This is a genomic window from Nostoc sp. CCY 9925, assembly GCF_963920935.1.
GTDB lineage: Bacteria > Cyanobacteriota > Cyanobacteriia > Cyanobacteriales > Nostocaceae > Nostoc.
In genome coordinates this window covers 1-10,799 of the sequence record NZ_CAWUDO010000173.1, presented here as the reverse complement: position 1 = coordinate 10,799, position 10,799 = coordinate 1, and the positions used below count along the sequence as shown (strand labels likewise).

At 38.9% G+C, this 10,799-nt stretch carries 12 protein-coding genes; 4 read left to right on the top strand and 8 right to left on the bottom strand.

What is annotated here, in order from left to right; translation table 11 throughout:
- Positions 1-187: 187 nt before the first annotated feature.
- Both ACM0OY_RS38050 and ACM0OY_RS38045 read right to left on the bottom strand, forming a co-directional pair.
- Entirely contained in the window at positions 188-1,030 is an 843-nt protein-coding gene (locus tag ACM0OY_RS38050) for an SWIM zinc finger family protein (protein WP_414573892.1), read from the bottom strand.
- Between the two features lie 5 nt (positions 1,031-1,035).
- The gene (locus ACM0OY_RS38045; RefSeq protein ID WP_414573891.1) at positions 1,036-4,215 is read right to left on the bottom strand and encodes a DEAD/DEAH box helicase; all 3,180 of its coding nucleotides are present in this window, start codon (positions 4,213-4,215) and stop codon (positions 1,036-1,038) included.
- A 193-nt stretch (positions 4,216-4,408) separates the two neighbouring features.
- On the opposite strand from ACM0OY_RS38045, the gene ACM0OY_RS38040 reads away from it, so the two are divergent.
- On the top strand, positions 4,409-6,658 hold the full coding sequence (locus tag ACM0OY_RS38040) for an ATP-dependent RecD-like DNA helicase (RefSeq protein ID WP_414573890.1): 2,250 nt from the start codon (positions 4,409-4,411) through the stop codon (positions 6,656-6,658).
- A 26-nt stretch (positions 6,659-6,684) separates the two neighbouring features.
- Positions 6,685-6,969 (top strand): hypothetical protein, encoded by a 285-nt coding sequence (locus tag ACM0OY_RS38035; protein WP_414573889.1) that lies wholly within the window; start codon positions 6,685-6,687, stop codon positions 6,967-6,969.
- 4 nt (positions 6,970-6,973) lie between these two features.
- Here the strand turns inward: ACM0OY_RS38035 and ACM0OY_RS38030 are convergent, their stop codons facing one another.
- Entirely contained in the window at positions 6,974-7,393 is a 420-nt protein-coding gene (locus ACM0OY_RS38030; protein WP_414573888.1) for an acyl-CoA thioesterase, read from the bottom strand.
- 222 nt (positions 7,394-7,615) lie between these two features.
- Positions 7,616-8,068: a hypothetical protein gene (locus tag ACM0OY_RS38025; RefSeq protein ID WP_414573887.1), complete on the bottom strand. Its 453-nt coding sequence runs from the start codon at positions 8,066-8,068 to the stop codon at positions 7,616-7,618.
- 393 nt (positions 8,069-8,461) lie between these two features.
- Between ACM0OY_RS38025 and ACM0OY_RS38020 the strand changes: the two genes are divergently transcribed.
- The gene (locus ACM0OY_RS38020; RefSeq protein ID WP_414573886.1) at positions 8,462-8,761 is read left to right on the top strand and encodes a hypothetical protein; all 300 of its coding nucleotides are present in this window, start codon (positions 8,462-8,464) and stop codon (positions 8,759-8,761) included.
- A gap of 134 nt (positions 8,762-8,895) precedes the next feature.
- A complete protein-coding gene (locus tag ACM0OY_RS38015) occupies positions 8,896-9,150 on the top strand; it encodes a hypothetical protein (protein ID WP_414573885.1) in 255 nt (84 codons plus the stop codon).
- Here the strand turns inward: ACM0OY_RS38015 and ACM0OY_RS38010 are convergent.
- The 4 genes from ACM0OY_RS38010 to ACM0OY_RS37995 all read right to left on the bottom strand — a co-directional run bounded on the left by ACM0OY_RS38010 (position 9,147) and on the right by ACM0OY_RS37995 (position 10,688).
- Complete coding sequence (locus ACM0OY_RS38010) at positions 9,147-9,353, bottom strand: hypothetical protein (RefSeq protein ID WP_414573884.1); 207 nt, start codon at positions 9,351-9,353, stop codon at positions 9,147-9,149. The two genes, ACM0OY_RS38015 and ACM0OY_RS38010, sit on opposite strands and share 4 nt — an antisense overlap.
- A 48-nt stretch (positions 9,354-9,401) precedes the next feature.
- A complete protein-coding gene (locus ACM0OY_RS38005) occupies positions 9,402-9,611 on the bottom strand; it encodes a hypothetical protein (RefSeq protein ID WP_414573883.1) in 210 nt (69 codons plus the stop codon).
- Between the two features lie 86 nt (positions 9,612-9,697).
- Positions 9,698-10,363, bottom strand: a complete 666-nt coding sequence (locus ACM0OY_RS38000) for a hypothetical protein (protein ID WP_414573882.1) — start codon at positions 10,361-10,363, stop codon at positions 9,698-9,700.
- A 19-nt stretch (positions 10,364-10,382) separates the two neighbouring features.
- A complete protein-coding gene (locus ACM0OY_RS37995) occupies positions 10,383-10,688 on the bottom strand; it encodes a hypothetical protein (protein ID WP_414573881.1) in 306 nt (101 codons plus the stop codon).
- Between the last annotated feature and the right edge of the window lie 111 nt (positions 10,689-10,799).

Below are 10,799 nucleotides of genomic sequence, written 5' to 3'. Positions count from 1 at the left end.
AACCAACAGCTTATACATCTGATTTTAATGGCATAGATACCAATTCAGGAGCATCTCAACAGAGTGTTTCAAGTGTATCAGCCTACCCTGAACAAGAGGATTCAGGCAATAAAACATTTTTCTTAGACTTTGATTTGTAGATATGAATTAAGCTAGTGTAGTGAGAAAGAGATTGCCGCCCAGTTAGTTAAATCAAGTTTTGATTTTTACTCTTGACACGTTGATAAAGCTCCTCCATAGTTTCGATAAAGGAACTATCTTTTTGCCAGAAAGCAGGAAAGTCTCCTTCCTTCTTAATTAAAATTGCTGGAATGCCAGTATTATTAGGCGCTTCAATAGTTGAGGGCAATCGCTTACTACCTAGCCAAAACTCCCTCAGACTCGGTTTTTGATCGACAGCCCGCTTTTCTATTTTTGTATAGAAAGATTCACTCTTTTGTATGTTAAACTCTTCGGGCTGCGAAAGAGATGTTGATAGTGCTTTACCCAAAGGTGAAGCCGCTAATTTTGCTTGAAGTTCTGTTTTAGAGAGTCCGCGCAATTCAAATAGTAAAAATGGATTGGCATCTAGTTGAGAAGCTACCAGATAATAGACCCCAGCAATGTGCTTACAGGGATTAGCATAATCTGGGCAAGAACATTTAGTTTTAAAGTCTTTGCTACTATGAGGCAATAAACGTAATCCTATTTGAGCAAAAATTTCTTCAATATTTTCGGGAACTTCATTGAGGAGCAATCGAGAAACAATACTGGCTTTAGAAGCAATCTTGGGAATAGCTTCATTCCACCGCGTTTTGCTAATAGGTGTAATTTCAATGACTATGTTGTATGTTGGTTCTTTATAAACTCCAAAATAAGGATTAATAGAGCCTTTAACCTTAGCAGTAATTTTATTGAGTTCAATCTCAAAACTCTTGACTTTACCACCACGAGCATAAGAACGTCCGCGTTGAAGTCGATTATCGTCAGTAAAACCTTCTAAGGCTTTAATAAAACGCTCACCCCACCAAGTGCGACTAAATTTAGCCATAATACTTACTCCAAAATAGTAGCTTTATTCAAGGTGATAAGTTGTTTAAACGCATCATTATCCAATTCAGTAAGCCAGGATTCATCACTACCAACAACCATTGAAGAAAGTTTCTTTTTATCTTCAATCATTTGGTCAATACGTTCTTCTAAAGTTCCAATTACTACAAATTTATGTACGAAAACATTCTTTTTTTGACCAATCCGAAAAGCGCGGTCTGTAGCTTGGTCTTCAACTGCGGGGTTCCACCAACGGTCGAAGTGAAAAACATGATTAGCTTTAGTCAGAGTAATACCAACACCACCTGCCTTTAAAGAAAGCACAAATACAGATGGTTCTGTCTGAGAGTCTTGGAATTCACTAATCATTTGCTCCCGACGCTCCCTAGTAGTACCCCCATGTAAATAGTAAGTATTACAATGCAGATTATGCTTAAGATATTTTTCAATTTGCTCGGCAACTTCGGTAAATTGGCTAAATATCAGGAGGCTTTCTCCCTCTGATATTGCTTCATCTACCATTTCAACCAGACGAGAGAGTTTGTGAGAGCGTTCTGGGAGAAATTCACTAGCATCTTGAAGAAACTGGGCTGGGTGATTGCAAATTTGCTTGAGTTTCATCAAAGTTGAGAGAATTAACCCTTTACGCTGAATGCCTTGGGCTTTTTGTAATTGTTCTTCGACATCTTTAACTACAACTTCATACAGCGATGCTTGTTCTTTTGTCAGGTTAGTGTAGAGTTTTTGTTCAACTTTGTCTGGCAAATCGCTAATAATAGATTGGTCAGTTTTCACTCGCCGCAAAATCAGAGGTTCAACTAATTTCTTTAAAGTAGTTGACTTGACTTTATCGTTATCTTTTTGAATAGGGATTTCAAAAGACTTACGAAACTGTGCTTCCTTCCCCAAATACCCAGGATTGAGAAAGTTAAAAATTGACCACAAATCCAATAAGCGATTTTCAACGGGAGTGCCAGTCAAGGCCAGGCGGTGTTGAGCCGAAAGTTTGAGAATAGCTTTGGTTTGTGCAGCTTTTGGATTTTTGATATTTTGCGCCTCATCTACAACTATGCGTTGCCATTTCAGACTGCTGAGGAGCTTTTCGTCTTTACGAACTAGAGTAAAAGAGCTAATTACTACGTCGTGTTCTTGACAAGCCGCAGAAAAATCTACCCCATTTTGTAGCCTCGTGCTGCCATGATGAACAAGAGTTTTTAAATGAGGAGCAAACTTGGCAATTTCTTTTTGCCAATTGCCAACAACGGAAGTAGGAGCAATTAGTAAAGTGGGTAAAAGGGGCTTAAATGTCTGTTTTTCTTGTACTAATCTCGCAATTACTTGTACGGACTTGCCCAGTCCCATATCGTCTGCTAAACAGCCATTTAAGCCTAATTTTTCCAGATATTGGAGCCAAGCCACCCCACGCTTTTGATATTCTCGCAGAGTACCTTGCTGCAAAAGCTGTTGTGAAATTGGCTCCAATTGGCTTTTATCTTGCAGCTTTGACATAACTTGTGATAAAGCTTGGTCATGTTCAATTTCCCAATCTTCTCCAGCCTCGGCAGTACGTTGCATGAACTCCAGCAAAGTCATCTGCGGTTGCTCCGAACCGTGAGAGTCCCAAAATTGGAGTAGTTGCTGCATTTTATCCCGGTCTAATTCCATCCATTGACCGCGAAAATGTACTAAGGGAGCCTTAGTATTAACTAGTTGTTCCCATTCCTTTGCTGTAACAGTAGCATCGCCAATTGCTAATTCATATTGATACTCCACCAGTGAATTTAGACCGAAATAGCTTCTGGTTTCACCCTTTGTGGGAGTTAATTTTTTGGTTGATGCTTTGAGGCGAATTTTAGCGCGACGGCGACCTGCGGGAGTGTACCAAGCCGGGACAATAATTTTAAAACCCGAATCTTCTAACACCCAAGCACTTTCCTTGAGGAAGCCAAATGCTTCATCCAAGGTAAGCTGCATTCCGACAGGACACTCTGTTTCTAATCCTTGCCAAAGCTTGGGATACATACGAGCAGCATAGCCCAGGTTCAGCAGTAAATTAGTTTCAAAATCCTGACCATACTCTTTGTGAACGCTAGCTTTGGTTTTTTGATTCATCAACCAATAATCTGCCAATGCTAGCTTTAAAGAAGGGTCTTGTTTACTAGATACCAAAAATTGAATCTGCCAATTGTCTACATCTTGGGCAGTTGGAGAGTGCAGCTGAAAGCACAGATGAAAGGGTAAGTTAGATTGAGTGTGCTGAATTCTGTTTTTCCAAGCCAACCACTGTTGGTATTCGAGTAAAGAAGTTTCTGTTTTTAAGGGATTATATTTGTCTTGATTCAGACAATAGTAAATCAGAGAATCTGCTATTTGTTTATCAAAAGTGGCTGTAGAAATTGTATCAGTTACTAGATTTTGTAGAAGAAATTCGGAAAAATGTCGTAGCAGCGTTTCTTTGTCGAAAAATTCTATTTGTTGCTCTTGATTGTGACTACCTGCTGTGCAAAAAAGTGGCATATACTCAATATATTTTGAAATATTTGCTTCATATTGCTCAGAAATAATTTCCCAAACAGCATATATCTCAAATTGTTTTGAGGATAGCTCTTTACTTTTGCTCTTGCGTGTTTTATCTTTTAACTCTGCTAAAGCTCGATATTTTAATGCTGGAATGTATTGATCTTTGAAAATTATATGTCTAAATGCTTGCGTATAATGATACCAAAATAATAAATCTGAACCAATTTGGAATTCATTTGCATTGTAAAGTGCTAAAAAATGAATATCTTTCAAAAGTTTGACAATATTGATTAATTTTTTGCCTTTAGCAGAGACTACTGTTTCATAGCAAATGACGTTCCAGTATTGGAAATCTTCATAACTTTCCGGAAATTCAAACTCTAGATACTTAATTAATTCTGGTGAAGGGATGGGCTGATTATTGACAGTCGGCAAAGCAAAACATTTGGTAGAGATGCGTTCTTTTAATTGTACAGGTGTCTCTTTAAATCCTAGATTCTGCACTAAAAAACTGACTAATTCTTCTTGTGATAAATGTCTAGGATGAATCTGCTGTCGAGTACGGCTTTGTTTAGCCACAGAAGTTTCTATCCACAGATAAAAAGAACCAGATTGAATAAATTCAGTTGTTTGGTCTGGTATCCAGGTGCCGTGAATAACTTGCATCGCATTAATGCCTCTGGATTTGACAGCGGAACTAGTATTTAAGAATTAATGTATCAAAAAGTGTGTGATTTTTTCGTCATTTTGATTTAATATCTCAAGATTCTTGTCACCTGGGTGTGGTTGAGATAGTATTTATGTACTACAAAAAACTTATTTTCTAACTTAAAATAATATGCGGCATTTTTGATCCCCAATGTCCACCTTCTCAACACCTACTAATCAACCCCTAAACGCCACCCCGCACTACGAAACCATTACAGGGGTAGTCGAACGCCTGACGTTTCATTCCGAAGAATCAGGCTACACCGTAGCGCGTTTAAAAACTTCGCGTTCTACGGATCTCACCACAATAGTCGGCAGCTTCGCCAATATCCAGCCGGGGCAAACGCTTCAACTAACAGGTTTCTGGAAAGACCATCCGCAGTACGGGCCACAGTTCCAAGTCACCAAGTATCACGAAACCAAACCAGCAACACTTACAGGAATCGAGAAATACCTCGGCAGTGGGTTAATCAAAGGTGTTGGCCCGATTACAGCCAAACGCATCGTTGCACACTTTGGTTTAGAAACACTCGACATCATTGAGAACCAGATTGACCGACTCATCGAAGTACAAGGCATAGCCAAAAAGCGGATCAAGCTCATCAAGAACGCCTGGTCAACACAAAAGGCAATCAAAGAAGTGATGGTGTTTCTACAAAGCCACGGTGTTTCAACAACTTATGCGGTGAAGATTTACAAGCAGTACCAGGACAATGCGATCGCCACAGTTACTTCTAACCCATACCAACTAGCAACGGATATTTACGGGATTGGCTTCCTGAGTGCCGACAAGATTGCGCGGAACTTAGGCGTACCAACGGACTCCTCTTTTAGATATTGTGCTGGTATCATCCACGCATTGAGTGAAGCAGCCGAAGATGGCCACTGTTACCTACCACAGCCAGAACTGATCGAGAAAGTCGCAAAATTGCTAACAACAGATGACCATCAGCCGACAGAGTTAGCGATCGCTGACATTATTAAACAGATGGGGGCAAAAGAAGAATTAATCAGAGAAATCGTGCGGGGCAATGATGGCGAGAAGCTGCTACTGTGCTACAAACCAACGTTCTTTCATACTGAGATGAATTTGGCGCAGATGATATCTCGACGGTTAAGCCAGCCAATTGTACAGGATATGCCTCGTGTTCGTGCTTGGATAGAAAGATTTACAATCAGTCGCAAAATCCAACTATCGCCGCAACAGCAGCAAGCGGTAGAGAAAGCAGCATATTCTCCAGTTATGGTTCTCACTGGTGGGCCGGGAGTTGGCAAAACCTTCACTACACATACCATTGTCAGCCTGTGGAAAGCAATGGGGAAATCCATTGCTCTAGCTGCACCAACAGGCAGAGCAGCACAGCGATTAGCTTATATGACTCTTTTGGAAGCGAAGACCATACACCGCTTGTTGGAATTTGACCCAAAAACAATGGGGTTCAAGCGCGACCATGAAAATCCGTTGCCACACAACGCAATTATCGCTGATGAAGCATCGATGCTGGATCTGTTTCTGGCACATTCCTTGGTGAAAGCTGTAGCACAAGGAGCGCAACTATTATTGGTAGGCGATATTGACCAATTACCATCAGTTGGCCCGGGGAAAGTGTTGGCTGATCTAATCAATTCTCTTCGAGTGCCAGTAGTGCGGTTGACCCAGGTATTTCGGCAAGCCCAGCAGAGCGCAATTGTCATCGCCGCCCACCAAATCAACTCTTGCGATTACCCCACAATGGAGCCAATTAGCGACAATCCAGTGTCAGATTGCCTGTGGCATGGTGGAGGTCATCAGCCGGAGCATGGCGTACAGGCAATTTGTGAGTTGGTGAGTGAGTTCATTCCACGGCTTGGTTTTAATCCAGCCACGGATGTGCAAGTGCTGTCTCCGATGTCACGGGGTTTAGTTGGGACTCACAATCTTAACGCTGTTTTGCAGCAGCTGATAAATCCGCCAGCGCCTCTTAAGGTAGAGATTAATCGAGGGGGGATGATTCTGCGGGTGGGCGATCGTGTCATACAGCAAATGAATGACTACGAGCGGGAAGTGTTTAATGGCGATTTGGGGACTATCGTTGATATTGATACGGAAGAACAGGAGGTCACAGTTGAGTATAGTGGACGACCTGTAGTGTATGATTATGCTGATTTGAATGAAATTACGCTAGCGTGGAGTATAAGTATACATAAAAGCCAGGGCAGTGAATACCCTGTAGTCATACTTCCACTGTATATGCAGCACTATATGATGCTTTCACGCAACTTGTTTTATACGGGAATAACCCGTGCCAGGAAATTAGCTATTGTGGTTGGCTCAAAGAAAGCGATATCTTTGGCTGTGCGGACTACTAATGACCAGCAGCGTTACACAAGATTATGGCAGAGGTTGTTGCAGCCAAGTTAAATCTCAGCTAAAAGATATTCAAAATAATGACCCATAAATATGAATCATCCACAGAATTTGAAATCAGGTTAGACAAAATGATTCAAACTCAAAAGCTAAAGTCTGAGTATAAATCTCTGCTTTTAGAAATAGCTGAACTGGGAGAAAAAGCTCGTGCTAATGGTCTGATTCATGGACTAGGATGGAGTGTAGATGCTAACAATGTTGTTCTCGATGAATATGAAATAATGAATAGTATGGGTAATTTCTTGTATTTAACCATTTCCGAAACACGAGAATATCTTCAAAATTTAATTGAAGATTTAGGATAAGTTACTAAGCCCGGTTATTTGAATTACTTGCTCCTTCTAGAAATTCTTGTAGCGTTCGCAAAGTTCGCTCTGTGGAATCAATAAATACTACTTGAATGCGGGCTTCAACAGCAACTAGTAAATTCCCTTCTTTGATAACCTCAATTGATTGCCAAAAGTTGGCTTTGTAGAGTGATGATTGATTTGATTGCTCTAACTTAGTGTTGACAATTACATCCTCCAAGATAATTTCCTTACGATAGTTAACTTCAATCCGAGCCACAACTGGAATAATTTTCTGTTTAATATTTATCTTATGGTGCTTTAACCAATCCCAACGTCCTGTTTCTAAATACTCCAAAACGGTAGCATTGTTAACATGACCTAAACTATCGAGATCGTTTGGACGTACCTGTAGTTTTAAAGAAACAAGTTCAAAACTCATTCGTTAAAAATCTTTGAATTTAAATTTATTTGACTAGTTAAAATACTAGTTGACAACATATTTAAATTAATTTTTGATAAAAACAATACAAATGAGGAAAAAACGAGCATAGCTTATTTACGGCTGAGAATTTTCCAACCTGTTGTGGCGTTTACTTGATGATAGTTTTATTACAGGTACGGTAGAAGGCTTTCTAATTGTCTAAGAAAATTTATCCTGGAGTCACTGATTGATGTGTTTAATATAAGAGTAGAGAATTTCACGTTCCCTACGATCAGAGATAATAAAGCATTGCTGTCCTACTGCATCATGATAAAAAACAACGGCAACACGTTCTTTTGGGCAAACTCCTAAACAACTGGTACTAACAACTCGATATTTTCCCCATAATCCATCTAATTTTAGTCGAGATTTCAGCCATTTCTGTAGTTCTTCGGAAGCTGTTGTACCTGAGCTAACTTTGTGATAACTGCCAGAAAATTGCTCGACTGTACACTGGGAACATACTAGTACCAAACCATTCTGCCACTGAGGAACGAAAGTGGGAATGGGAGGAATGATGGCAGGAGTTTCTAACGGGTGATGCAAAGAAGGAACAGTTTGTTGTTCATTATATGAGAGTTGCTGAAAAATTTGCTTGATTAGTTTCAAAATCCGTTTAAGCAGTTTATTCATGGGCGAATGGCTTTGCTATTTCTTTCATAGCATTACCTAAATTGACTATTGAGTTTGTTTTAATAGATTCAGTATTACATAAAGTTTTTTGAACTTGGAGTTGAGAGTTTTCTTATAACTATTACTTTTCATATCTGAGTCGATTAGCGGGGCTAAAATGATATCCCAGGCTGTACAGATTACACATGACATTAACTCAGCAGGGCGCAGGCTGACGGATAGTTGAAAGACTACTGAATAAAGAAGCGATGGCTGTGCCAACGCACAAGAGCGAACGCACTGCAAATGTGCGGATTAATAAATAAAGTTCATAAGCAAGTCCCGCACAAACACGGATTGAATCAACGCTACGTTTCAGTAAAACTGCATTGTACAAGTTGTGAAGGTGCATTTATGGCTGATACTGCAATGTTAAAGATCCGTGTAAAGGAGCAAATAAATTTTGAACCAGTAGAAACGACAGTAGCAGCGACAGAAGAAGAGTCAGTAATATTAGCCGAAAAGCTCACCCAAGTCGCAATTCCTTTAGAAGTACTGTTGCAAGCACTTAGTATAGCTAAATACGATAAGTCAACAGCTTTTCAATATGCCGACAACTACTTAAACAAAATTAGAAACAGAGAGTGGATATTTAGAAAATCCTTATCTGCTGCCAAAAAAAGAAGTGCTGAGAAAAAACTTGGAAATAGTTAGCGTAATTGCTGAACAAAGTATTGTAGGTATTACATACAGATAGGTAGAATATTTAGCTAAACATCGCAAATTATCTTAAACCAAAACATCATAAATTTTTACTCAAAAAATTTTAAATTATTAGGAAAAGTTAAATGACATCATCGGATCGTAATCAAGAGAGCCAAGAAAACTTTATTTATACTCGGTATCGTTATTGCGGAAGAGTTAAACCAGAAAATTTAGCATTTAATGCTAATTTACAAGAATTCTCGCAAAAAGTTGCCTATATTGTTAATCTGGAAACAAATGGAAAGTTACTTCCTGGGGAAGCTTTCAATCAGATTGAAGAACTTTGGGAAGAATTAAAACGTAGTAAAGATGGGCTAAAGATTGACAATAAGGATTAAATGTCTATCGAATCATGAAACCACCTGTGCTTTTTACTCTGAACTTGCCGTAAAACTTCAGATTGATACTCCTGAATTTTTTCTAAAATATCTTGACGTTGTGGATGCCCTTCAAGAGATTTATCAATTGATGCAAATTCCTCTACTACAATCATCGAGGGCTGTTCGCTAGTATTATTTGCGGTGGGGTCTTGTGAATTCATACTTTTTATCTTTTGAGGGCATTTTTTTAGGAGATTTTCTCACTATAGCTAATGTTTATTTATTTGCTTATTTTCGCTCCAAACAACAAAAGCGATACCTAAAACTACGCTCAACCCTACTATAAGCCCTAAAGGACGACCACCATTTAGCAACAGTATAACTAAAAAGCCAAGTCCAACAGTAGCAATTTGTTTGATCAGAGGAGCCAGTTTATTTTTCATCTGATAAATTTTCATAAATCCCCAAATGAAAGGCAAGAGTCAGTATCAAGAATTGAATTAGACGAATAGTGAATCAATAATTTAATCATGCCAACCTCTTTAAAAAGTTAAATCTCAAAAATTTATTTGGCTTTTTGATAGTCAGAAAATAAACTATTAAATTTAGTAACAATTTGACAATATAAACTGTTATTTTTATAAACATCGCTAGAATTATCCCATGAATTACAGAGCTTAGGGTTAGTTCTTGGCAAAATCAAAATAGAAAGAGCAGTAAATATGAGCAGAGATAGTATTAAATTCCAAACATCCCCGATTAAAGCCCCAACCTCACTCAAAATCGGAAAATCGTATTGATGGCGATGTGTAATTACGGTGTCTTTAGTTTTTTGAGGTTGGGGAGAGGACTGGTTTTGTAAGTTGACATTGGATAGAGTATCTAGTTCTAGGATATTCTTTCTCAATACCTCAATCGCTGTAACTACATCATCTATAGGTTTACCATCTCTGGCACGAGCAACAAGTATTGATTCAAGAACTATCAATCTTGATTTGGGAGTTAACAAGATTGGCATTTGATGGTTAGCTTCATGAATAAGCTCTTGTTTCTCTCGGAGAAGCTTGCTAGTTTTCGTATTTTCTAAACATTGCTGATGAACTTGTGCTTCTCGTTGTGATAGTTGAAAGTTTTGAGAGAGGCTGTTAATAAAATTAGCGATACTAGCCGCTATCGTTCCATTTGGGCTTGAGGCTGATTTTTGAGATTTGTCTGGATTTTTGTCTTGCATAGTTTTGAACCCGAAAACATTAATTTTGATTACTATTCCAACGGTCGAATTTATATTTGAGTGGAGAATCTTGGAGCAATCTTTCGATTCCCAAACGTATAAGCTCTGGTGGAACTCCATCTAATTTCAACTCGTTTTGAATAAACTCATCGATTGAATTAGCTTTAGTTTTCTCCAAAAGAGCTAACATCTGTTGAGCTTGCGTAGGGGGCGCGTCAACTGATGAATTAGGAAAGGACTCAAAGGATTGTTTATTAATGGGTGTAGAATCAATAAACTTGTTAGTATCCCGGTCATAACCAGAGAAATTCTTTAACCAGGGCATGGGGAACCATTCATTGATGCCGCCGTAATAAACTGCTCGACCAACCGGGGATTGTGCCAGGGCGAACGCATCTAAATATAGTACATATATACTTAAAGAAGTTTAATCGCG

Bases quoted from the DNA above. Each gene is read 5' to 3' on its own strand.
- ACM0OY_RS38050 (WP_414573892.1), bottom strand. From the start codon at position 1,030: ATGGCTAAATTTAGTCGCACTTGGTGGGGTGAGCGTTTTATTAAAGCC.
- ACM0OY_RS38045 (WP_414573891.1), bottom strand. From the start codon at position 4,215: ATGCAAGTTATTCACGGCACCTGGATACCAGACCAAACAACTGAATTT.
- ACM0OY_RS38040 (WP_414573890.1), top strand. From the start codon at position 4,409: ATGTCCACCTTCTCAACACCTACTAATCAACCCCTAAACGCCACCCCG.
- ACM0OY_RS38035 (WP_414573889.1), top strand. From the start codon at position 6,685: ATGACCCATAAATATGAATCATCCACAGAATTTGAAATCAGGTTAGAC.
- ACM0OY_RS38030 (WP_414573888.1), bottom strand. From the start codon at position 7,393: ATGAGTTTTGAACTTGTTTCTTTAAAACTACAGGTACGTCCAAACGAT.
- ACM0OY_RS38025 (WP_414573887.1), bottom strand. From the start codon at position 8,068: ATGAATAAACTGCTTAAACGGATTTTGAAACTAATCAAGCAAATTTTT.
- ACM0OY_RS38020 (WP_414573886.1), top strand. From the start codon at position 8,462: ATGGCTGATACTGCAATGTTAAAGATCCGTGTAAAGGAGCAAATAAAT.
- ACM0OY_RS38015 (WP_414573885.1), top strand. From the start codon at position 8,896: ATGACATCATCGGATCGTAATCAAGAGAGCCAAGAAAACTTTATTTAT.
- ACM0OY_RS38010 (WP_414573884.1), bottom strand. From the start codon at position 9,353: ATGAATTCACAAGACCCCACCGCAAATAATACTAGCGAACAGCCCTCG.
- ACM0OY_RS38000 (WP_414573882.1), bottom strand. From the start codon at position 10,363: ATGCAAGACAAAAATCCAGACAAATCTCAAAAATCAGCCTCAAGCCCA.
- ACM0OY_RS37995 (WP_414573881.1), bottom strand. From the start codon at position 10,688: ATGCCCTGGTTAAAGAATTTCTCTGGTTATGACCGGGATACTAACAAG.